Genomic DNA, 22,322 nt, shown 5'->3' on the forward strand with positions numbered 1-22,322 from the left:
TGCGATGGCGCAGGTATTGATTACCAGCGCCATATTTTTTTCGGGGTAATAATTTCAGGTAATGGAATATCCCAATGAGCAACAGGCAACTGTTCAACATGTTGGCAATCATGGGCCAGACCGATGGGGTAAAAACCACTTTTCTGCCAATTCGCTAACGTTCTATCGTAAAAACCGCCACCCATTCCTAAGCGTTGTCCTTGGCTATCAAAGGCCACTAGCGGAATTAACATCACATCAAGTTGCTCGGGTGGTAAAACATCACGCACATCTAATGGCGGCTCCGCAATATTAAAGCGATTTTTCACTAGCTGTGAATCTGGGTGATAGTGAAGAAATAGCAAATGGTGGGCACTAAAAGGGTGTAAAACAGGTAAGTAAATCTGTTTATTTTGTTGCCATAAGGCATCAATAAGCGGTTGGGTATTAATTTCACCATCAAACGATAAAAACAGGGCGATATTTTTTGCTTGTGCAATTTTAGGGTGCTGCAACGCATTGAGTTTAGCTTGTTCAGCCGCAATTTTTTGCTGCTCAGGGGTTAACTGACGGCGAGCTTGACGAATGGTTTGGCGAATTTGTTGGCGCTGGGTAGAAAGTGTGTCTTGCATATCAATAACCTACTGTGAACGGCGATAGGAAATAGCAATATTCAAAATAGTATATCGTAAGGTCAGAAATAGTGCAGGTTAATAAATTGGGCTTGAGGGATTAAACAATTGAAAGTACAACAGAAAAAATTGAGGGTCTCCAAGATGCCGTTGTAGGCTGTAACCCTTGAACCCTTGGTTCAAGGTGAACGCAGTTTAGCAACCTTTAGGCTTCCTGAACGAATCAGGCATGCTCACCAGCGCAATAACCGCATTCTTTTTAGTTGAAATATCGGCTCAGGGGACTCGCCCACTCACGCGCATCTCAGAGAAATTTGGTTTGAGAACTTATCGTTACTCAGTGATTTCATTGTACGAAACTAGATTTAAAATGCAACCCTAATTTTGTATATTTTTTTTACTAGTGTCTGATTAATAAGCAGATTTACTCTAAGGGCAATACTTGCCTCTCAGTGATTTTCACCTGATCGTGCAAGGCTTGTTCAATCGTATGTTGCAACATTTTTATCTTCTCTTCCATATTATAAGCATAATCACGCGTTTTTGTCTTTTCTTGTGCTAATTCGTGACAGACGTTCAATGCTACGATAAAAATAAGTTGTTCCATATTGGTAACACCGCTTTTATCTTTCAGATTTTGCAAGCGTTGTTCTAATTCTTTAGCCGACTCAAGAAGGGCCTCTTTTTGTTCTGATGGGCAATTAACGCGCATTGAACGCCCAAAAATCTGAATGTCGACAGGTTGTGCGGACATGAAACCTCCATACTGAATAATACTCGCCATAAATACATCATATTTGGCGCAATTAATAGATAAGACAAAAGCATACTGGTTAGCGACTACCCTTGATGGTAGCATATCACGAATCATAAGCTAACATGACGAATTCAGATGTCTATACAAAAATCTTTACCAAACTATGAATCACTGGACAAACTGCTGCAACAGCACTCAATAGCACTTACCGCGGCGGAAATCCATGGTTTAATTACGGGCTTAATCTGTGGTGGAAGCCGTGATCATGGCTGGCAAACACTTGTCCATGACCTTGCTAACGATGGTCTTGCATTCCCGCAAACTGTCGCTCAACCTCTGCGTGAATTGTTCGATACCACATTTGAAGCGCTTGATGACAGTGAATTTGCATTTACCATGCTATTCCCTGATGAAGAGGCGTCGATATTTGACCACGCAGACGCATTAGCGGGCTGGGTTAATCACTTTCTATTAGGCGTGGGTGTCGCACAACCGAAATTAGCTGATAAAAAAGAAATCAGTGAAGTCATTACGGATTTGCGAAATATCGGGATGCTTGGTTACGATGAAGATGAAGACCAAGAAGAACTAGAACAGGCACTAGAAGAAGTGGTTGAATACGTGAGAGTGGCTGTGCAGTTATGTTATATCGCGTTAGTTGAGCCGAAAAAAGGCCCAACTGTTGTTGAGAATAACAAGCCGATCCTTCACTAATCCCGACTTGTTTATGACTAAAAACACGCCACTTTGTTTTATCGAAAGGTAGAACGAAGCGGCTTTGGGTCGATTTTAATCAGTGTTAAGTCATTATCGTCGCGCATATTGGCACCAACAATATGTTAGCAACCTAATAATTCAGATAATAAGGCAAAAACGGTATGAATAAACAGGAATTTGTTGCTCGTCGCAATGCATTATTGGCAAAAATGGACGCGGGAAGTGCAGCAGTGGTTTTTTCTGCACCAACTGCGCAGCGTAATGCCGATTGTGAATACCCGTATCGTCAACACAGTGATTTTCTTTATTTGACAGGGTTTAGTGAGCCAGAAGCGGTATTAGTACTGATTAAAAGTGATGAAAAACATAGCCATACTGTTCTTTTTAACCGCGTTCGTGATTTAACGGCTGAAATTTGGTTTGGTCGTCGCCTTGGTCAAGAAGCCGCCCCTCAAAAACTGGGGATTGATAAAGCATTGCCCTTTGATGAAATTGAAGAACAACTTTACCAATTACTGAATGGATTGGATGTGGTTTATCATGCTCAGGGGGAATTTGCGTATGCAGATAAGCTGGTATTTGATGCGCTGGAAACCTTGCGTAAAGGCAGTCGCCGTAATCTACGTGCACCGCAAGCGGTTATCGATTGGCGTCCAATCGTCCATGAAATGCGCTTGTTTAAATCTGAAGCCGAACTGAATACCATGCGTGAGGCAGGGCGAATTTCTGCCTTAGCACATATTCGTGCGATGGAAACCTGCCGACCAAATATGTATGAATATCAACTCTGTGGCGAGTTAGAACACGAGTTCACTCGTCATGGAGCACGTTTCCCATCGTATAACTCGATTGTGGGTAGCGGCGAAAATGCCTGCATTTTGCATTACACCGAAAATGAATGCCAAATGAAAGATGGCGAGTTAGTGTTGATTGACGCAGGCGCCGAGTTTGACGGCTATGCAGGGGACATCACCCGCACTTTCCCAGTGAACGGTAAGTTTAGTCAAGCACAGCGTGAAATTTATGACATTGTTCTTAAAGCGCTGGATACTGCATTAACGCTGTATCGCCCAGGTACCAGTATCCATGAAGTGACACGTGAAATTGTGCGGATTAAGACTGAAGGGTTAGTTGCACTCGGAATTTTACAGGGCGACGTCGATCAATTGATCGAAAACAAAGCATATCAAGCTTTCTTTATGCATGGTTTAAGTCATTGGTTAGGGTTAGATGTGCACGATGTTGGTTTCTATGGTACAGACCGTGACCGTACACTAGAAGTAGGAATGGTGCTGACGGTTGAACCTGGTTTATATATTGCGCCAGATGCTGACGTACCGCCACAATACCGTGGCATCGGTATTCGTATTGAAGATGATATTGTGATCACTGAAAACGGGAATGAAAACTTAACGGATTTAGTAGTCAAAGACCCTGATGAAATAGAAGCCCTAATGGCGGCTGCAAAGCAGCGTTTAGGGTAGAGGTTATTAACGGTAAAAGGTTAATCATAAAAAGGTAATAAACAACCCATGAATGTGATCATCGTGGGTGGAGGAATGGCTGGGGCGACATTAGCCTTGGCAATTTCTTCACTTAGCCAAGGAAAATTATCGGTTTCATTAATCGAGGCCTCTTTACCAGAAGGTAAACACCCTGGATTCGACGCGCGTGCTATCGCATTAGCCCATGGTACGTGCCAATATTTAGCGAAAATAGGGGTATGGCCAGCGTTTGCCGATTGTGTAACGCCGATTACTCACGTTCATGTTTCTGACCGTGGGCACGCAGGTTTTGTGAATATCAACGCAAAAGACTATCATATTCCTGCTCTTGGTAATGTGATTGAGTTGCACGAAGCGGGCGCTCGTCTTTTTTCGCTATTACGAAAGGCGCCTGGCGTCACGTTATATTGCCCTGCAAAAGTTGACAGTATTCGCCGCGAACAAGATTCAGTCACCGTGACATTAGATACGGGGAAAATGGTGAGTGGTGAACTATTGATTGCTGCAGATGGTAGTCGTTCTTTAGTTGGTCAAGCCTGCAATATGCAGTGGCAGCAGGATGATTATGGCCAAGTCGCCATTATTGCTAATGTGAAAACGGCCATTGACCCGAAAGGCCAAGCTTTTGAACGCTTTACTGAGTTTGGGCCACTGGCGTTATTACCTATGTCAGAGGGGCGCAGCTCGCTAGTTTGGTGTCATCATCAAGAACATGCGGAGGCGATTAATGCATGGGATGATGCAACCTTTATTAACAAATTGCAGACCGCATTTGGTTGGCGTCTAGGGAAAATAGAAATGGCGGGTAAACGCCATTGCTACCCGCTGGCACTTCGCAAAGCACTGAACCCAGTGAGTCACCGTGTCGTTTTAGTCGGTAATGCAGCTCAAACATTACACCCTATCGCGGGGCAAGGGTTTAACCTTGGTATTCGTGATGTGATGCAATTGGCAGAAATTGTGGTTAAGGCTCATGAAAATCAGCAAGATATTGGCAGTTATTCCCTATTAAGTCAGTATCAACAGGCTCGTGCAATTGACCGAGAAAAAACTGTGACCATGACTGATGGTTTGGTTCGCGTATTTGCAAATCGCTGTATCCCATTAATTGTGGGAAGAAATTTAGGTTTAATGGCAATGGAGATGTTGCCGCCTGTCCGCGATGTTTTGGCTCGTCAAACATTGGGCTGGGTTGTTCACCAATAACCACGATATAAAGAGGAAAAAAGTATGCAATCGTTTGATGTGGTTATCGCTGGTGGTGGCATGGTGGGGCTTGCCCTTGCATGTGGCCTTGAAGGAAGCGGCCTGCGCGTTGCTGTGGTGGAAAATCATCCACCGAAAAAGACATTTTCTGCGTCGGAGCCTTATGCATTACGAGTATCCGCGATTAATGCGGCAAGTGAAAAACTGTTGACCCATTTGGGCGTTTGGCCAGCGATTAAAAGCATGAGAGCTGCCGCCTATAACGGTATGGAAGTGTGGGACAACAACAGTTTTGGGCGTATCACATTTTCAGCACAAGAGCGCAATCTGACTCATTTAGGCCATATTGTCGAAAATAATGTGGTACGCGATGCATTGTGGCAAAAGGCTTCTGAACTGCGTGATGTGACATTATTGGCACCTGCAACCATTAAAAAAGTCGTATGGGGTGAGAATGATGTGTTTATCACGTTAGATGATGAAAACATGTTGACTGCAAGGCTGATTGTAGGTGCTGATGGCGCGAATTCGTGGTTACGCAGCCATGCCGATATCCCACTGACGTTTTGGGATTACGAACATACCGCGCTGGTGGCAACTATTCGCACAGAAAAACCGCACGAAGGTGTTGCTCGCCAATCTTTTGATGGCGAAGGCATTTTAGCCTTTCTACCATTAGCTGATCCGCATCTTTGCTCCATTGTTTGGTCACAGCCGGCAACAGAAGCCGCAAGGCGCCAAGCGTTGGATAAAGCCGATTTTGATAAAGAACTTGCTGTTGCGTTCGATGTTCAGCTTGGCCTTTGCCAAGTCGAAAGTGACCGTATGACCATTCCGCTCACAGGGCGTTATGCACGGCAGTTTGCGGCGCAGCGATTAGCCTTATTGGGTGATGCAGCTCATACCATCCACCCATTGGCTGGGCAAGGGGTTAACCTTGGTTTCATGGATGTGGCGATGTTAATCGGTGAAATTAAGCGTTTACATCGTGAAGGTAAGGATTTTGGCCAGTATTTTTATTTGCGCGATTATGAGCGTAGTCGTAAACACAGCGCTGCATTGATGTTAGCAGGGATGCAAGGTTTTCGTGAGTTGTTCGATGGCAATAACCCAGCGAAAAAACTCTTGCGTGATATAGGCTTAGTATTGGCAGATAGCCTACCAGGTGTAAAACCCCAATTATTGAACCACGCGATGGGGTTGTTTGATATGCCTAAGTGGTTGGAACAGCTACAAGTTGATGAAGTAGTATAAATTCCTTTCTCAGAAGGCATAATATAAATTATGCCTTCTCAAATGATTAAAACCTTCCAATTTTCCACTATCAGTGACCTATTTTTTCATAACATCAATTGCCAATTTAAATAATTGAGCCATTCATCTTTTTATCTTTTGTCGCCATTGATGATCATTTCTGAGTTAATTTTGCTCTGTTATTATTTCCATCAATGACTGAAAAAAACTAATTATATCAAGTTTTCGCATTAGTTTTTCTAATTTAATGGGCTTTTAATTAATTAAATCATTCATGTGTTTTTAGAGCTGCCTGACGATATTTTGAGCTAAATAAGCAGTGTTGGGCTGTTTTTGAGTGATCATTCTCAATTATTTAACAAAAATCACTGGTAAAAGTAGGGGGTAATCAGTAATACAGAGGGAGATATCGCCCTATTTTTTTTTATAGAGTCAGAAGGCAAACAGTGGTAGTTTTTTAACAGAAGTTATCGTTTGCGTTAGGTTAAAAATGCCCATTTAATAATGACCAATTGATATTTTTAACCCGTAAACATTCCAAAATATCTTAATCGAACAAAGAGGGTATTCATGGTAAAGCAGACAACACTGTATGACGAGCATATTGCTTGTGGTGCAAAGATGGTGGATTTTCATGGTTGGATGATGCCATTGCATTATGGTTCGCAAATTAATGAACATAATGTTGTTCGAACGGATGCAGGGATGTTTGATGTTTCCCATATGACCATTGTCGATTTGCATGGCGGTGGCTGCCGTGACTTCCTTCGTTACCTTTTAGCGAATGATATCAATAAACTCACCGAGCAAGGCAAAGCACTGTATACCGGTATGTTGAATGCATCAGGTGGTGTGATTGATGACTTGATTGTGTATTACTTTGCTGATGATTTTTATCGTCTCGTGGTTAACTCGGCAACACGGGAAAAAGACCTTGCATGGATTGAGCAACACGCTGCAGGCTATGCCGTCGATATCCAAGTGCGTGATGATTTAGCTCTTCTTGCTGTTCAAGGCCCTAAAGCGCCAGAGAAAGTCCATTCATTATTGAGCCCAGAGCAAAAGCATGCCATTGAGGGTATGAAGCCATTTTATGGCGTTCAAACTGGCGATTTGTTTATCGCAACAACGGGTTATACTGGCGAAAAAGGCTATGAAATTGCAATGCCAAAAGAGCAGGTTGTTGATTTTTGGCATAAATTATTGAAAGCAGGTGTTCATCCTGCAGGCTTAGGTGCCCGTGATACATTACGTTTAGAGGCAGGGATGAACCTATACGGCCAAGATATGGATGAAACAATTTCTCCTCTTGCTGCAAATATGGGTTGGACGATTGCGTGGAAACCTGAAGACCGCCAGTTTATTGGCCGTGAAGCGCTCGAAAAATTACGTGAGCAAGGAACAGAAAAACTTGTCGGTATTGTGATGCGTGATAAGGGTATACTGCGTGCAGGGCAAGTGATTCGCTTCACTGATGATTTGGGTGAATTGAAAGAAGGCGTCATTACCAGTGGTTCTTTCTCACCCACTTTAGGTTTTAGTATTGCGTTGGCACGTGTCCCGAACGGAATTCAAGACAAAGCGATTGTTGAAATTCGACAGCGAGAAATGCCAGTTGAAGTGGTTAAACCGGGCTTTGTCCGCGAAGGTAACCGCTTAGTGTAATTTGGGCTAACCCAATCAATAAATTTAAAATGAGAGGCTAATGATGAGCAATACACCTAAAGAGTTAATGTATACCCGTGAACATGAGTGGCTGCGTGATGAAGGCAATGGTGAATATACCGTTGGTATCACTGAACATGCGCAAGAAACGTTAGGGGACATGGTGTTTGTTGATTTACCTGAGGTGGGAAATGTCGTCAGTGCAGGTGATGATGTTGCTGTGGTCGAGTCCGTTAAAGCGGCATCCGATATCTATGCACCACTGAGCGGCGAAATTGTGGCAGTAAACAGCGAACTGAGCGATTCTCCTGAGCTGGTAAATGAACAACCATACCAAGAAGGTTGGATTTTCCGTATTAAAGCATCGGATACCGCAGAGCTGGCGGATTTGATTGATGCGGCGGGGTATACCTCTATGATTGAAGCTGAAGAATAGTTTATTCGTCATATTTTGTGTTGTGGCGGTGTTGGCTGCACTCGACAACTTGGGTCACATACTTGTGTATGCTCCCCAAGATTGTCTTCGTTTGCCGCCTAGCCACAACTCAAACTATTTAGAATAAAATCCTCGTCATATTTCATCTTGTGGCGGTGTTGGCTTCGATCACTCGCCCTAGTCACATACTTGTGTATGCTCCTAGGGGCTCATTTGCTTGCCTCCTAGCCACAAGTTGAACTATTTAGAGGATTGATAAAATATAATTCGTTAGAAACAAGAAACAAATCGCTACATCACTGATTTTGAGTGTTATCTCGCAAGTTCCGTAATAACCGCCCGACAACTTATGCATAGCAGACAAAGGATGGGAACACAGATATGTCGATGTCACTGAGTCAATTAGAAAACCGTTCAGAATTTATCTCGCGCCACATTGGATCTTCAGAACAACAAATAAAAACCATGTTAGATACCGTGGGGGCGTCATCGCTCGATAACTTAATGGATAAAATTGTGCCGAAGGCCATTTTACTTCCAGAGCCGCCAAGAGTAGGCGGCGGAGCCACCGAACAAGAAGCATTGGCTGAGTTAAAAGCCATTGCATCGTTGAATAAACGCTATAAAAGCTACATTGGGATGGGCTATGCACCTGCTGTATTGCCACCTGTTATCTTACGTAACTTACTGGAAAACCCAGGTTGGTATACGGCTTATACCCCATATCAACCCGAAGTATCCCAAGGCCGCTTAGAATCTCTGCTTAATTTCCAGCAACTGACTATTGACCTAACAGGGTTAGACCTTGCTTCTGCATCATTATTGGATGAAGCCACTGCCGCGGCAGAAGCGATGGCGATGGCGAAGCGCATTAGTAAATTAAAAAATGCGGAGCGTTTCTTTGTGGCGGATGACGTTCACCCACAAACGCTTGATGTAGTGCGCACGCGTGCAGGGACTTTCGGCTTTGAAATTATTGTCGATAGTGCTGAAAAAGTTTTAGATCATGAAGGCGTATTTGGTGTGTTGTTACAACAAGTTGGCACAACAGGCAATGTTCATGATTACACTGAGCTGCTCGCCCAATTAAAAGAGCGTCAAATTGTCAGCTGTGTTGCGGCAGAAATGATGGCGCTCGTATTATTAACGGCCCCAGGTAAACAAGGGGCGGACATTGTTTTTGGTTCCGCTCAGCGCTTTGGTGTACCGATGGGCTATGGTGGGCCTCACGCAGCATTCTTTGCATGCCGTGATGAGTTTAAACGGGCTATGCCAGGTCGTATTATTGGTGTTTCACGTGATGCAGCGGGTAATACGGCATTACGCATGGCAATGCAAACCCGTGAACAACATATTCGCCGTGAAAAAGCGAACTCGAATATTTGTACATCCCAAGTATTACTGGCTAATATTGCTGCCATGTACGCGGTGTATCATGGCCCTGAAGGGCTTAAATTGATTGCAGGGCGTATCCACCGCTTTACATCAATTTTGGCGAAAGCGTTAGCAGATGCAGGTTTTGTATCACGTCACAAAACATGGTTTGATACTTTAGCGATTGAGGTGGCAGACAAAACTGCGGTATTAGCGCGTGCAGAAAAAGCAAAAATCAACTTACGTACTGATATTCATGGCGCTGTAGGTGTCACACTAAGTGAAACAACCACTCGCCAAGATATCAATCAATTATTTGCAGTAATCACTGGCTCAGACGAAAAACTAAATTTTGAAAAGCTAGATCAGCAAGTTGCTGAAATTGAACAAGCCATCCCCACTGCATTACAGCGTAAAGACGAAATCTTAGCGCATCCTAATTTCCACCGTTACCACAGCGAAACGGAAATGATGCGTTATATGCATAGCTTAGAGCGCAAAGACTTAGCGCTGAACCAAGCCATGATCCCGCTAGGTTCTTGCACCATGAAGCTCAATGCTGCCGCGGAAATGATCCCAATTACGTGGCCAGAGTTTGGCGAGCTACACCCATTCTGTCCAGCGGATCAAGCTCAAGGCTATCACCAAATGATTGAGCAGCTCTCTCACTGGTTGGTGCAATTAACGGGTTATGATGCGGTTTGTATGCAGCCAAACTCAGGTGCACAAGGGGAATATGCTGGTCTGTTAGCTATTCGCCGTTACCATGAAAGCCGCAATGAAGGTGCGCGTAATATTTGTTTGATCCCTGCTTCTGCGCATGGTACTAACCCTGCATCTGCCCATATGGCAGGAATGGAAGTCGTGGTGGTGCGTTGTGATGATGAAGGTAATATCGACTTAACGGATTTGCGTGAAAAAGCACAGCAGCATAGCGATGATTTATCCTGTGTGATGGTCACTTATCCATCCACCCATGGAGTGTATGAAGAAAGCATTCGCGAAGTGTGTGAAATCATTCACCAGCATGGTGGGCAAGTGTACCTTGATGGTGCCAATATGAATGCGCAGGTTGGGTTGACGACACCTGGCTTCATTGGCGCGGATGTTTCTCATCTTAATTTACATAAAACTTTCTGTATTCCACATGGCGGCGGCGGTCCAGGTATGGGGCCTATTGGTGTGAAAAAGCATCTCGCACCATTTGTGCCAGGGCATAGTGTGGTTGAATTAGATATGGTTACTGACCAAGGCGCGGTTTCCGCTGCTCCGTTTGGTAGTGCGTCAATCTTACCTATCAGCTGGATGTATATTCGCATGATGGGCTCATATGGCTTAAGAAAGGCTAGTCAAGTGGCGATTTTGAATGCGAACTACATCGCTAAGCGCCTTGCGGGTCGTTATGACATTCTGTACACGGGGCAAGAGGGCTATGTGGCTCACGAATGTATCGTCGATTTGCGTCCTATTAAGAAAGATACTGGGATCAGCGAATTAGATATTGCTAAGCGTCTGATTGACTATGGCTTCCATGCGCCAACGATGTCTTTCCCTGTGGCGGGAACATTGATGATTGAGCCAACTGAGTCTGAAAGTATCACAGAAATCAATCGTTTTATCGATGCGATGTTAGCGATACGTGATGAAATTGACCAAGTGGTTGAAAGGAAATGGACATTAGAAGATAACCCGTTAGTGAATTCCCCTCACGTGCAAACTGAACTGGCAAGTGAGTGGCCACACGCTTATAGCCGCGAGCTGGCAGTATTCCCAACGGAACAAACCAGAGCGAACAAATATTGGCCAGCAGTAAAACGCCTTGATGATGTCTATGGCGACCGTCATTTACATTGTTCATGTGTGCCGATTGAAGAATATATGTAATTGATTAATCGGGTAAACTAGATGTATTTAGTTAGATAAATATTAGGCTTGCTTCCTTTTTCATTTTCATTGGGGCAAGCCTTTTTATTCTTCTATCGTTTAACCAGAATATTGGTCAATACCTGTATAACTGTTGCCTTGGTAAATTTTTTCAACCTCACCCGTTGTTATATTAGCTTGATAAACGCCGCCACGGAGATCGGCGACATACATCAGTTGTGCCGATTTATCATAAGTTAGGCCTATTGTTTCTTTGAATCCTCGGCTGATCACGCGGTGATTCGTGAGCCCGTGAAGGGTGACATTGGCACAATTTAGGCTATTACCATCAGGTTCAGCCCCTCTATCAGTCCAATATAAAATATTCGCTTCTTCATCGAGTAACAAATCGATAGGCTCAGGTAAATCAGCCAAGAGTAACTGAATATCACTGCGGCTTTCTGGAGATTGCGGATTTTTGGGCCTTAATGGTGCTCTAAAAATGCGTCCTAAGTTCCCCTTAGGCGTTCCTTTTTGCGTCCAGTAAATCCAATTGTTTTTTAGATCAAGGGCAAAGCCTACACATTGTTCGAGTATGTCAACTTGATCATTTTTATCTCGCGGCCTTGCAATGTGGGTCATTAGATCAGAACCATTAATGCTGCAGGAGCAAACCATTCCACCTTCACGATCGCACCAATATAACCGTTGATTGAGCAGATCGAGTTGTAATTGTTTGGGGGTTCTTATTGCTCCTTCGCCTAATAGCATTTTTCTATTGCTACCATCAAAATGCATAACATTGATTGAGCCATCATTTTCATCAAAATTATCCCCCATGTTGCTCCAATAGATTAAGCGATTATCAGGATCAACTGCAATACCGTCAGGTGTACCCCCGAGTCCTTCAATTAGAGGCATTAGGTGATGAGTTGACTTATTGAACTGAACAATAGAAGGGGAATGAATATCAAGCAATAACAAATAAGGGGAAGCATTTTTATTGTCTTTTGGCATATCTAACCTCATTGACAGCGAATCAAAACTGCATAAAAGATAAATTACTAGGCAATTATTTATCTAAGTATAGTTTAATTTGATTTAATAAATGGCTATTAATTAGGCTAGTTTTATTTAAGGAGGAGGTAAGTGAAGAGATGCTTTCTGGATTAGGCTAAAGCGACAGAAAAGCCGCTTTAGCCGATTAATTAAAGCAACCAACCTTTTTGTTGAGCAAGCTCTAATTGTTGCTTAAGTTGTTGGTAGAACTCAGGAAGTATTTGCTCAATGTAATCACATTTACTGAGTACTTGTTCGAGGCGAATATGATTTTCGACCCAACTTTGACCTTGATTATGCAAGTTCATCAGCATTGGCATGGCTCTATCAATCGCATTCGCATAGAGCGACTCAGGGGTTTCTAATGCGTCGTATTCGTTCCACAGTGCTAACAATGTTGTATTTTGTGGGCTTGGTAAAAGATTAAAAATACGGTTTGCGGCTTTGACTTCTTCTGCATGAATAGCATCACGAGCAGCATTATCGAAAACCAATACATCACCCGCATCAATTTCAACAATATCATGCACGAGAGCCAGCTTAATTGCATGTTCTATATTCACGCCTTGAACATAAGGCGCAAAACTCATTGCGGCAACGGCAAATTGCCAGCTGTGCTCCGCGGTATTTTCATGGCGTTCACGGTTGAGTAGCTTATTTTTACGATAAATACTTTTAAGCTTATCGAGCTCCATTAAAAATTGGACGACTTCAGTAAAAGCCCCAAAATTAACCACCTCAATGGGCTTGTTACTTAATGCAGATGACATAAAAACCTCAATTAATGTTCTTCTTCTAATGAATAAGGTAAAGCGGCAATGGTTAAATGGCTTTGTTCATCAGCCATGACACGAAAAATGCTGTCGGCTTCCATATCGTTATTCATAATGATTTGCACATAAATTTCACCATTACCTAGACGAACAGCGGCAAGAACAGTTCCTGTGCGGCGCCATTTGTCACCCAATTGCCATTCTACACCTTCGCCAATAGCTGGAAGTGTTGTGGCAGTGCCTTTTAATAAATACATCGCACGTTTATTAGCACCACGGAATTTTGCTCGAGCGACCATTTCTTGGCCAGTATAGCAGCCTTTTTTAAAGCTGATCCCGTGAGGAAGTGCTTGCAGATTAGTTGCTTGCGGCAGGTGCTGTGCGCTGTTTTCTTGGTCGATAACTGCGAAACCCGCTTCGAGATCTAACGCGAGCCATTGGTCATCGTTGACTTGAGTCGCACCTAATGTTTCAGCCATTTTTTGTGCAACGTCCTCAGTGGCTAACACTAAAAAACGTTCAGCAGGTAATGAAAAATACAACAACGTAGCATCACCCTCAGAGACAACTTGGTTTTGCTCATCAGGTAACGTGGTAAATAACGTTGCGAGTGCTTCTCTTGCCCCTTTTCCTGCAACACCGAGTAATTTTATCTCGGTTTTTTTCTCAAAAGTTACCTTGGAGAAAACAGCGTATTTTTTAAGCTCAGCTAATTGCGAGTCTGCAACACTGCGCCTAAGCAAATAAGAAAAACCCTCTAAATGATGAAATAAGCGTAAGTCACTCCACATTTTTCCTTTTGGGTCACAATGTGCTGTTAAAGTATGAGCTTGTCCCAGTGTGGTGATATCTGCAGTTACTTGTCCTTGCAGATATTTTTCTGCATCGAGGCCTGCAAGATGAATAAGTTCCCAGTTTTCCAGTGAAATCAAAACGAGTGGTAAAGACTGAGATTCAAGGGGAAATTGCTGTGTACTATCAATGTGGGTAGTCATGATTTCACCTGTTGTTCTTGGATAGATTAAAGGTGCTTAATGGTAAAATAGCTAGATAACATTGCAAGTAGTTATTATGATGCAGCTTGCATTATCTCGGATTTTTTTATCATCTGTTTGTAGAAAAACGGCATTTTACTACTAAAATTACAACAATGTAGTCTATGACATGTTTTCTTCGCAGATAATCTGTTAGAGTATTGAAAATAATCAATCTTATCAGTTAACTGCAACAAAAGGTCGTAGTGGAATGGATATTGAGAATAAAGCACGAATTCATTGGGCTTGTCGTCGTGGAATGCGTGAGCTAGATATTTCAATCATGCCTTTTTTTGAGTATGAATACGATAGCTTAACGGTACACGACAAACAAATTTTTGTTCGTTTATTAGAGTGTGCGGATCCAGACTTATTCAATTGGTTAATGAATCACGGTCGTCCTGAGGATGACGAGTTGTTCCGTATGGTCAAACTTATTCAGGAAAAAAATAAAAATCGTGGTCCTGTGGAAATCTAATCTCTCCATTTCATGGAAGACACAATTTTTTTCTACCTGTGTTCATGGTGTCGTTGGCATATTTTTGCTATTGGCTCCATGGTCACAAGGTAATTCTGTGTTTTGGCTGCCATTACTCGTTGTTGTGGTGGCTAGTTGGGCTAAAAGCCAAAAAAATATCAGCAAAATAAAAGGTGTTGCTGTACTGGTAAACGGTAATAAAGTTCAATGGAAGAAAAACGAATGGAATATCGTGAAAGCGCCGTGGCTGACCCGCTATGGTATATTACTGACACTGGAAGCTCTGCAAGGAAAGGCGCAGAAGATTCATTTGTGGGTTGCCAGAGATTCAGTTTCAGAAGAAAACTGGCGGAATCTCAATCAGTTATTGCTCCAATACCCAGATATTTAAAAGTGAGTTCAATCCATAGTTAAGTAGGAACAATATTTACCGCCAGAATTGCGTCTTAAAGGGACGCTTCAATTTCTTGTAAAATTTGTACGCACCATTGGGCAATGCGTTCATCAGTTTGTTCAAATTGGTGCACTTCATCAAGCGCAAGCCCCACAAACATATCGCCTGTTTCATTTAAAGGTTTTGGGCTATCAAAAGTATATCCTTCGGTTGGCCAAAAACCGATAAACTGCACGCCCGTCGGTTTAAGTTGATGGTATAGCAACCCTAATGCATCGAGGAACCACTCACTATAATCTATTTGATCGCCTAACCCGTACATAGCAACAATTTTGCCCGTTAAGTTAAGGTTGGGAAGCGCGTCCCAAATTTCTAGCCAGTCTTCCTGTATTTCACCGAAATCCCAGGTGGGTATTCCCAAAATTAGAATATCATACTGTTCCATTTCACTGGGGGGAGTATCATTAACATTATTCAGTGTGACGAAATCATCACCGAGAATATCACGTATTTTTTCAGCAACCATTTCGGTATAACAGGTGCTAGAACCGTAAAAAAGGCCTATTTTCATATATATTATTACTACGTCCAGCTATGGTTTTGATGACAAGAGGGGTATTGTAACAGAAGCCCCCCCTTTCAGGCATAATAGAATCGTGTGGTATTATTCAAAGGAAACGAATTAGCTGTGGAAACAAAACACCTTAATCCATTAATTGAGCAATTTCTTGATACAATCTGGCTTGAACAGGATTTAGCGGAAAACACATTAGCATCGTATCGTAATGACCTTCAATCACTAGATAGATGGCTTGATGCGCATCATTTACATTTAGAGAGTGTTCAATCAATTGATTTGCAATCTTTTCTCGCTGAACGTATTGATGGTGGTTATAAGGCCGCTAGCTCTGCTCGTTTATTAAGCGCGATGCGTCGTCTATTTCAATACTTATATCGAGAAAAGTTGCGTAGCGATGATCCTTCAGCTGTCATTGCAGCACCTAAAATACCGCAGCGATTACCAAAAGACCTCAGTGAACAACAAGTCGATGATTTATTAAATGCGCCTGCAACAGAAGACTCCCTAGAATTGCGGGATAAAGCCATGCTAGAGGTTTTATATGCCTGCGGTTTACGTGTTTCTGAACTGATTGGTTTAACGTTTTCTGACATTAGTTTGCGCCAAGGCGTCATTCGTGTTGTCGGTAAAGGCGATAAAGAAAGATTGATTCCTTTGGGGGAAGAGGCAATATATTGGCTGGAAAAATATATTGATGAAGGTCGCCCTGATTTATTAAAGGGTAAAACTAGTGATATTTTGTTTCCGAGTAAACGTGGAACAAAAATGACCCGGCAGACATTTTGGCATCGAATAAAGTACTACGCGGTGCTGGCACAAATTGATGCAGAATCACTCTCGCCTCACGTCCTTAGACATGCCTTTGCAACACATTTATTGAACCATGGGGCAGATTTACGTGTCGTACAGATGTTATTAGGCCACAGCGATTTATCAACAACGCAAATTTATACCCATGTTGCGACTGAACGATTACGCGCGCTACATGAACAACATCATCCAAGAGGATGACAATTAAAGGATTATTAATGAAACGCAAATTGCTATTACTGGCGGTGGCTTGTTTTGCTGCGATTACCGCGAACGCATACAGTGCAACGGAAGAGATAGTCATTCGTGATACATTGGCAAAATACGATATGACAGTGGAGTCAATTAAACCTTCACCTATCGTTGGGTTGAATGTGGTCGAAACGACGACGGGTATCGTCTACATTACGGATGATGGTAAGTATTTACTTCAAGGGCCAATTTACGATATGAGTGGAAAAAACCCCGTGAATATTAGTAACCAGCCGCTAATGAAAAAGGTTGAAGCCCTTAAAAATGAAATGATTTATTTTAAAGCGCCACAAGAAAAATACGTGGTCACTGTCTTCACTGATATTAGTTGCGGATATTGCAAAAAGCTCCATGAAACTGTCGGCGAACTTAATAGTAAAGGTGTGACGGTGCGTTACCTTGCTTACCCTCGTCAAGGTGCCCAAAGTGATGTAGGTAAAAAGATGGCGTCTATTTGGTGTAATGGCTTACCACAAAATGCGTTAACACAAGCGTTTAAGGGTGAAGAAATCGCTATGATAGACAACTGTAAAATTGATCTAAGTAAGCATATGAATGTAGCTAATTTATTTAAAGTGACTGGCACCCCCGCCATTATTTTACCTAATGGTCAAATGTTACCTGGCTTCCTAAAACCTGATGCACTTATTCAATTACTCGACGAAAAATAGTTAATTATTGTGAATGTAGAAACTTTTTTACGACAACGGCACGTTGATGGTGAGTCTGCTCAACTTCCAGGGCTCCCTGAATTATTGCAGCGTATTTACTTGCATCGTGGTATTACGGATATGGCTCAGCTGGAGCGTAAAGCCACAAATTTGCTGGATTATCGTTCGCTATCAGGCATTGAGAATGCACTTGCCTTACTTTACCGAGCACTGACTGAGCACGAATCCATTACCATTGTAGGGGATTTTGATGCGGATGGTGCAACAAGTACAGCACTGGCTATTCGTGCATTAAAATCGATGGGTTATGCCAATTTAAATTATATCGTACCGAATCGTTTTGAAAATGGTTATGGTTTAACACCGCTGGTGGTTGAAGAAGCGCACAAGCGGGGGGCAAATTTAATTATCACCGTGGATAATGGTATTTCATCTCATGAAGGTGTAGTCGTTGCAAAGCAATATGGGATTAATGTCATCATTACCGATCACCATTTACCAGGAGAAACGCTGCCTGAAGCCGACGCTATTATTAATCCAAACCTCAATGAGTGTCACTTTGGCTCAAAATCATTAGCAGGCGTCGGGGTGACATTTTATTTAATGTCAGCACTGCGCGCACATTTACGTCAAAAAGAATGGTTTATCCAACAAGGGTTAAGCGAACCTAATTTAGCCGAATATCTTGATTTGGTGGCATTAGGCACGGTGGCGGACGTGGTACCTCTTGATACCAACAATCGGATACTGGTTCACCAAGGATTAAACCGTGTTAGAGCAGGGCGTTGCTGCGCAGGTATTAAGGCACTCGTTGAGGTCTCAAAGCGTGATTTACCAAGGCTAGTTGCCAATGATTTTGGTTTTGCCCTTGGCCCACGGTTGAATGCGGCGGGTCGGTTGGATGATATGTCTGTGAGTATTGAATTACTGCTGACTGATGATATGGCTTATGCGAGGGAGCTTGCTAACGAATTAGATGGGTTAAATCAAACTCGTCGTGAAATTGAACAGGGAATGCAGCACGAAGCGTCGGTGCTTTTTAACAAATTTGAGTACAGTGATAATCAACTACCCAATGGCCTTGCCATTTATCACCCTGAGTGGCATCAAGGGGTTGTTGGGATTTTAGCATCTCGAATTAAAGAGCAATATCATCGGCCTGTGATTGCATTTGCTCCCGCAGGGGATGGCGTACTCAAAGGTTCTGGGCGTTCAGTTCAAGGTGTGCATATGCGTGATGCCCTTGAACGTTTAAATACCTTGCAACCTGGATTAATGCAAAAGTTTGGTGGCCACGCGATGGCTGCGGGTTTGACTTTAGACGAAAGTAAATTTGAGGATTTTAAGCATCATTTTGAGCGTTTAATGGGGGAGCTCATTAAACCAGAACAATTAGCGGGTGTTGTTTGGAGCGATGGTGAGCTGTCTCGCAACGAGTTTTGCCTAGAAACCGCAGAATTAATTCGTGAAAGCGGGCCATGGGGGCAATCATTCCCCGAACCCGTGTTTGACGGACACTTTTTATTATTACAGCAACGGTTAGTGGGAGAGCGCCACCTTAAACTGATGGTAGAACCTGCCAATGGTGGTCCAATGCTGGATGCAATTATGTTTAACATTGATGTGCGCAGATGGCCAGATAACAGCATTAAGAAAGCTAAAATTGCGTTTAAACTCGATGTAAATGAATACCGAGGGCAACGAAGCGTACAATTAATGGTTGAGCATATTTGGCCTGATTAAACACAAATATTATCGATGAGTATGGGATGAAATAGCGTTTTAGGGTGCTATAAACCTGAGATAAATTCCGTTATACTAGTTGGTTTGTAAATAAAAATTATTTTGACCAACCATAAGATATTGAAAATGACGTTTGAAATAAACCCAGTAAAAAGTAAGATTCAGGACCTGTCTGATCGGACATCGGTTCTGAGGGGGTATCTTTGACTATGATGCCAAGAAAGAACGCTTAGAAGAAGTCAACGCAGAGCTAGAGCAACCCGATGTCTGGAATGAGCCAGAAAGAGCGCAAGCTCTTGGTAAAGAACGCTCATCTCTTGAGGCGATAGTTGAAACAATCGATCAACTAACACAAGGTCTTGAGGATGTTGAAGGTTTATTGGAGTTGGCCGTTGAGGCTGACGATGAAGATACCTTCAATGAAGCGGGGGCGGAGCTTGAATTACTACAAGGCAAATTAGAGCAATTGGAATTTCGCCGCATGTTTTCGGGTGAATACGACAGCGCTGATTGCTATATCGACTTACAAGCGGGTTCTGGTGGTACTGAAGCTCAGGATTGGGCAAGTATGTTATTACGTATGTACTTGCGTTGGGCGGAGTCGAAGGGCTTTAAAACCGAGATTATTGAAGAATCTGATGGTGATGTCGCGGGTCTAAAATCAGCGACAGTGAAAATTATTGGCGACTACGCTTACGGCTGGTTAAGAACAGAGACTGGGGTTCACCGTTTAGTTCGTAAGAGTCCATTTGACTCGGGCGGGCGTCGTCATACTTCGTTTAGCTCAGCCTTTATTTACCCTGAAGTTGATGACGATATTGATATCGAAATTAACCCAGCGGACTTACGTATTGATGTGTACCGCGCTTCAGGTGCGGGTGGTCAGCACGTAAACAAAACGGAGTCAGCGGTACGTATTACTCATATTCCAACGAATATTGTGACGCAGTGCCAGAACGACCGTTCGCAGCATAAAAATAAAGACCAAGCAATGCGCCAGTTAAAAGCGAAGCTATATGAACTGGAAATGCAAAAGAAAAATGCGGACAAGCAAGCGATGGAAGAGAACAAATCAGATATTGGCTGGGGAAGCCAAATTCGTTCTTATGTCCTTGATGATGCAAGAATAAAAGATTTACGTACTGGTGTGGAAACGCGTAACACGCAAGCCGTACTGGATGGTGATTTGGATAAATTCATTGAAGCTAGTTTAAAAGCTGGCCTGTGAGGGAAAAATGTCTCAAGAGCAACAGGGTGCAGAACAGGCTCCCGATTTGAATAACGAACTTAAAACCCGTAAAGAAAAACTTGCGGCGTTGCGTGAAAAAGGAATTCCATTCCCAAATGATTTTCGTCGTGAAGATCTTTCAGACAAAATCCATGCTCAGTATGGTGAAAAGTCATCGGAAGAGCTGGAAGACTTGAATATTGAAGTCTCTATCGCGGGTCGTATGATGACGCGCCGTATCATGGGTAAAGCTTCATTTGCAACATTGCAAGATGTTGGTGGCCGTATTCAAATCTACGTATCACGTGATGACTTAGCGGAAGGCGTTTATAACGAACAGTTCAAAAAATGGGACTTGGGTGACATTTTAGGTGCGAAAGGGCGTTTATTTAAAACGAAAACGGGTGAACTCACTGTTCATTGTCATGAAGTACGTTTGTTAACCAAAGCCTTGCGTCCATTGCCAGATAAATTTCACGGTTTATCAGACCAAGAAACACGTTATCGTCAGCGTTATTTGGATTTGATTGCAAATGATGAATCACGTAACACCTTCATTGTGCGCTCTAAAATCTTAGCTGAAGTCCGTAACTTCATGGTTGGTCGTGATTTTATGGAAGTGGAAACCCCAATGATGCAAGTTATTCCAGGTGGCGCATCAGCACGTCCATTTATCACGCACCATAACGCGTTAGATATCGATATGTATTTGCGTATCGCACCAGAACTGTACTTAAAACGGTTAGTGGTCGGTGGTTTCGAACGCGTTTTTGAAATTAACCGTAACTTCCGTAATGAAGGTTTATCGCCTCGTCATAACCCTGAGTTCACTATGATGGAACTCTATATGGCGTATGCAGATTACCGTGATTTGATTGAATTAACGGAAGATTTATTCCGTACACTGACACAAAAAGTGTTAGGCAACACAGTCGTTCAGTATGGCGACCAACAGTTTGATTTTGGTCAGCCGTTCACTAAATTGACCATGAAGCAAGCTATCTGTAAATATCGTCCAGAAACCAATGTGGCTGATTTAGACGATATGGATAAGGCCGTTGAGATTGCAAAATCATTAGGTATTAAGATTGAGAAAAGTTGGGGCTTAGGTCGTGTCCAGTGTGAAATCTTTGAGGAAGTCGCTGAAAGCCACTTAATTCAACCAACATTTATCACTGAATACCCTGCTGAAGTTTCACCTTTAGCACGTCGTAATGATGACAATCCATTTATTACTGACCGCTTTGAGTTCTTTATTGGTGGTCGTGAAATTGGTAATGGTTTCTCGGAATTAAATGATGCAGAAGACCAAGCAGAACGTTTTGCTGAGCAAGTTCGTCAAAAAGACGAAGGTGATGATGAAGCAATGTTCTATGACGAAGACTATGTTACTGCTTTAGAACATGGTTTACCGCCAACTGCAGGTCTTGGTATTGGTATCGACCGTATGGTGATGTTATTCACTAACAGTCATACCATTCGTGATGTTATTTTATTCCCAGCATTACGTCCGACAAAATAGCCGATGTTGTTTTTGTGCCCAGATAATACTGGGCACATCATTTTACTCTTAATATGTTCAAACTTTCCTTGTTTTTTATTCTACGTATCTTGCGACTCCTCAAGCCTATCAATCTAATATCAACATAATATGTGCCAGTCTTTTTTTTGTTCGTATTCGCTAATTAGCAGAAAGTAGTCTATATAATAATGTTAAAAATAAATTTGAGTTACGAATAGTATCAATTTAGTATAAGTAATTATTCCAAAGAGTTGGTATAATTACACAAGTGCTACGTATGGTATATGTTGGTTTTTTGAAATATAACCTATTGAGAATGCATGAAATTTATTGTTCGCTGTCTTTTTTATAAATGAATTCCAAGTAAGTTACTTGTTTTTGAGTTTTTAA

General features: G+C 42.5%; 20 protein-coding genes and 1 other RNA gene. 14 read left to right on the top strand and 7 right to left on the bottom strand.

Translation table 11 applies throughout. The features are described from left to right. Positions 1 to 20: 20 nt before the first annotated feature. The 3 genes from PR808_RS08805 to zapA all read right to left on the bottom strand — a co-directional run bounded on the left by PR808_RS08805 (position 21) and on the right by zapA (position 1,365). Positions 21 to 611, bottom strand: a complete 591-nt coding sequence (locus tag PR808_RS08805) for a 5-formyltetrahydrofolate cyclo-ligase (RefSeq protein ID WP_272539125.1) — start codon at positions 609 to 611, stop codon at positions 21 to 23. A gap of 132 nt (positions 612 to 743) precedes the next feature. Next, positions 744 to 925: non-coding RNA, 6S RNA (gene ssrS, locus PR808_RS08810), on the bottom strand. 110 nt (positions 926 to 1,035) lie between these two features. Further along, entirely contained in the window at positions 1,036 to 1,365 is a 330-nt protein-coding gene (gene zapA / locus PR808_RS08815) for a cell division protein ZapA (RefSeq protein ID WP_047756767.1), read from the bottom strand. 138 nt (positions 1,366 to 1,503) lie between these two features. On the opposite strand from zapA, the gene PR808_RS08820 reads away from it, so the two are divergent. From PR808_RS08820 to gcvP, 7 genes are all read left to right on the top strand, one after another. Next, positions 1,504 to 2,082, top strand: coding sequence for a YecA/YgfB family protein (locus tag PR808_RS08820; RefSeq protein WP_206082656.1), 579 nt, complete (start codon positions 1,504 to 1,506; stop codon positions 2,080 to 2,082). Between the two features lie 164 nt (positions 2,083 to 2,246). Beyond that, positions 2,247 to 3,569 (top strand): Xaa-Pro aminopeptidase, encoded by a 1,323-nt coding sequence (gene pepP, locus PR808_RS08825; protein ID WP_272539126.1) that lies wholly within the window; start codon positions 2,247 to 2,249, stop codon positions 3,567 to 3,569. 48 nt (positions 3,570 to 3,617) lie between these two features. Then, positions 3,618 to 4,796 carry a 2-octaprenyl-6-methoxyphenyl hydroxylase gene (gene ubiH, locus PR808_RS08830; RefSeq protein WP_272539127.1) on the top strand — a complete coding sequence of 393 codons (1,179 nt, stop codon included), beginning with the start codon at positions 3,618 to 3,620 and terminating at the stop codon, positions 4,794 to 4,796. A gap of 24 nt (positions 4,797 to 4,820) precedes the next feature. Further along, entirely contained in the window at positions 4,821 to 6,050 is a 1,230-nt protein-coding gene (gene ubiI / locus PR808_RS08835) for an FAD-dependent 2-octaprenylphenol hydroxylase (RefSeq protein WP_272539128.1), read from the top strand. Positions 6,051 to 6,620: 570 nt separating this feature from the next. Continuing rightward, a complete protein-coding gene (gene gcvT / locus PR808_RS08840; RefSeq protein WP_206082652.1) occupies positions 6,621 to 7,715 on the top strand; it encodes a glycine cleavage system aminomethyltransferase GcvT in 1,095 nt (364 codons plus the stop codon). Between the two features lie 43 nt (positions 7,716 to 7,758). Then, on the top strand, positions 7,759 to 8,151 hold the full coding sequence (gene gcvH / locus PR808_RS08845) for a glycine cleavage system protein GcvH (RefSeq protein WP_047756761.1): 393 nt from the start codon (positions 7,759 to 7,761) through the stop codon (positions 8,149 to 8,151). A gap of 381 nt (positions 8,152 to 8,532) precedes the next feature. After that, complete coding sequence (gcvP, locus tag PR808_RS08850; protein ID WP_272539129.1) at positions 8,533 to 11,409, top strand: aminomethyl-transferring glycine dehydrogenase; 2,877 nt, start codon at positions 8,533 to 8,535, stop codon at positions 11,407 to 11,409. 99 nt (positions 11,410 to 11,508) lie between these two features. On the opposite strand, the gene PR808_RS08855 is transcribed toward gcvP, so the two are convergent. From PR808_RS08855 to ygfZ, 3 genes are all read right to left on the bottom strand, one after another. Continuing rightward, positions 11,509 to 12,405, bottom strand: a complete 897-nt coding sequence (locus PR808_RS08855) for a YncE family protein (RefSeq protein WP_272539130.1) — start codon at positions 12,403 to 12,405, stop codon at positions 11,509 to 11,511. 191 nt (positions 12,406 to 12,596) lie between these two features. Next, entirely contained in the window at positions 12,597 to 13,217 is a 621-nt protein-coding gene (locus PR808_RS08860; RefSeq protein ID WP_206082649.1) for an HD domain-containing protein, read from the bottom strand. 11 nt (positions 13,218 to 13,228) lie between these two features. Continuing rightward, a complete protein-coding gene (gene ygfZ, locus PR808_RS08865) occupies positions 13,229 to 14,215 on the bottom strand; it encodes a tRNA-modifying protein YgfZ (protein ID WP_206082648.1) in 987 nt (328 codons plus the stop codon). Between the two features lie 250 nt (positions 14,216 to 14,465). Between ygfZ and sdhE the strand changes: the two genes are divergently transcribed. After that, positions 14,466 to 14,732, top strand: a complete 267-nt coding sequence (gene sdhE, locus PR808_RS08870; protein ID WP_206082647.1) for an FAD assembly factor SdhE — start codon at positions 14,466 to 14,468, stop codon at positions 14,730 to 14,732. Further along, the gene (locus PR808_RS08875) at positions 14,662 to 15,123 is read left to right on the top strand and encodes a protein YgfX (RefSeq protein ID WP_241016779.1); all 462 of its coding nucleotides are present in this window, start codon (positions 14,662 to 14,664) and stop codon (positions 15,121 to 15,123) included. The genes sdhE and PR808_RS08875 overlap by 71 nt, the downstream gene beginning before the upstream one ends. 55 nt (positions 15,124 to 15,178) lie before the next feature. Here PR808_RS08875 and fldB read toward each other — a convergent pair whose 3' ends face one another. Next, positions 15,179 to 15,697, bottom strand: a complete 519-nt coding sequence (fldB, locus tag PR808_RS08880) for a flavodoxin FldB (RefSeq protein WP_206082645.1) — start codon at positions 15,695 to 15,697, stop codon at positions 15,179 to 15,181. Between the two features lie 117 nt (positions 15,698 to 15,814). Here fldB and xerD point away from each other — a divergent pair, with 117 nt between their 5' ends. From xerD to lysS, 5 genes are all read left to right on the top strand, one after another. Further along, positions 15,815 to 16,717: a site-specific tyrosine recombinase XerD gene (xerD, locus tag PR808_RS08885; protein WP_206082644.1), complete on the top strand. Its 903-nt coding sequence runs from the start codon at positions 15,815 to 15,817 to the stop codon at positions 16,715 to 16,717. A gap of 17 nt (positions 16,718 to 16,734) precedes the next feature. Then, the gene (gene dsbC / locus PR808_RS08890; RefSeq protein ID WP_206082643.1) at positions 16,735 to 17,439 is read left to right on the top strand and encodes a bifunctional protein-disulfide isomerase/oxidoreductase DsbC; all 705 of its coding nucleotides are present in this window, start codon (positions 16,735 to 16,737) and stop codon (positions 17,437 to 17,439) included. Between the two features lie 9 nt (positions 17,440 to 17,448). Next, on the top strand, positions 17,449 to 19,182 hold the full coding sequence (gene recJ / locus PR808_RS08895) for a single-stranded-DNA-specific exonuclease RecJ (protein ID WP_272539131.1): 1,734 nt from the start codon (positions 17,449 to 17,451) through the stop codon (positions 19,180 to 19,182). Between the two features lie 126 nt (positions 19,183 to 19,308). Then, positions 19,309 to 20,410, top strand: a protein-coding gene (gene prfB, locus PR808_RS08900; protein WP_206082641.1) for a peptide chain release factor 2 whose coding sequence is annotated in 2 segments (ribosomal slippage) — positions 19,309 to 19,386 and positions 19,388 to 20,410 — 1,101 coding nt in all. Because the reading frame shifts where the segments join, the coding sequence is not laid out codon by codon here. A gap of 7 nt (positions 20,411 to 20,417) precedes the next feature. After that, positions 20,418 to 21,932 (top strand): lysine--tRNA ligase, encoded by a 1,515-nt coding sequence (gene lysS / locus PR808_RS08905; protein ID WP_206082640.1) that lies wholly within the window; start codon positions 20,418 to 20,420, stop codon positions 21,930 to 21,932. The last annotated feature ends 390 nt before the right edge of the window (positions 21,933 to 22,322 follow it).

Source organism: Providencia sp. PROV197 (assembly GCF_028479625.1).
Lineage (GTDB): Bacteria > Pseudomonadota > Gammaproteobacteria > Enterobacterales > Enterobacteriaceae > Providencia > Providencia vermicola.

Excerpts from the sequence above, each read along its gene's own strand:
- gcvH (WP_047756761.1), top strand. The coding sequence starts at position 7,759 with ATGAGCAATACACCTAAAGAGTTAATGTATACCCGTGAACATGAGTGG.
- lysS (WP_206082640.1), top strand. The coding sequence starts at position 20,418 with ATGTCTCAAGAGCAACAGGGTGCAGAACAGGCTCCCGATTTGAATAAC.
- PR808_RS08860 (WP_206082649.1), bottom strand. The coding sequence starts at position 13,217 with ATGTCATCTGCATTAAGTAACAAGCCCATTGAGGTGGTTAATTTTGGG.
- gcvP (WP_272539129.1), top strand. The coding sequence starts at position 8,533 with ATGTCGATGTCACTGAGTCAATTAGAAAACCGTTCAGAATTTATCTCG.
- pepP (WP_272539126.1), top strand. The coding sequence starts at position 2,247 with ATGAATAAACAGGAATTTGTTGCTCGTCGCAATGCATTATTGGCAAAA.
- fldB (WP_206082645.1), bottom strand. The coding sequence starts at position 15,697 with ATGAAAATAGGCCTTTTTTACGGTTCTAGCACCTGTTATACCGAAATG.
- ubiH (WP_272539127.1), top strand. The coding sequence starts at position 3,618 with ATGAATGTGATCATCGTGGGTGGAGGAATGGCTGGGGCGACATTAGCC.
- gcvT (WP_206082652.1), top strand. The coding sequence starts at position 6,621 with ATGGTAAAGCAGACAACACTGTATGACGAGCATATTGCTTGTGGTGCA.
- ubiI (WP_272539128.1), top strand. The coding sequence starts at position 4,821 with ATGCAATCGTTTGATGTGGTTATCGCTGGTGGTGGCATGGTGGGGCTT.
- PR808_RS08820 (WP_206082656.1), top strand. The coding sequence starts at position 1,504 with ATGTCTATACAAAAATCTTTACCAAACTATGAATCACTGGACAAACTG.
- PR808_RS08875 (WP_241016779.1), top strand. The coding sequence starts at position 14,662 with ATGACGAGTTGTTCCGTATGGTCAAACTTATTCAGGAAAAAAATAAAA.
- ygfZ (WP_206082648.1), bottom strand. The coding sequence starts at position 14,215 with ATGACTACCCACATTGATAGTACACAGCAATTTCCCCTTGAATCTCAG.
- PR808_RS08855 (WP_272539130.1), bottom strand. The coding sequence starts at position 12,405 with ATGCCAAAAGACAATAAAAATGCTTCCCCTTATTTGTTATTGCTTGAT.
- dsbC (WP_206082643.1), top strand. The coding sequence starts at position 16,735 with ATGAAACGCAAATTGCTATTACTGGCGGTGGCTTGTTTTGCTGCGATT.
- PR808_RS08805 (WP_272539125.1), bottom strand. The coding sequence starts at position 611 with ATGCAAGACACACTTTCTACCCAGCGCCAACAAATTCGCCAAACCATT.
- sdhE (WP_206082647.1), top strand. The coding sequence starts at position 14,466 with ATGGATATTGAGAATAAAGCACGAATTCATTGGGCTTGTCGTCGTGGA.
- zapA (WP_047756767.1), bottom strand. The coding sequence starts at position 1,365 with ATGTCCGCACAACCTGTCGACATTCAGATTTTTGGGCGTTCAATGCGC.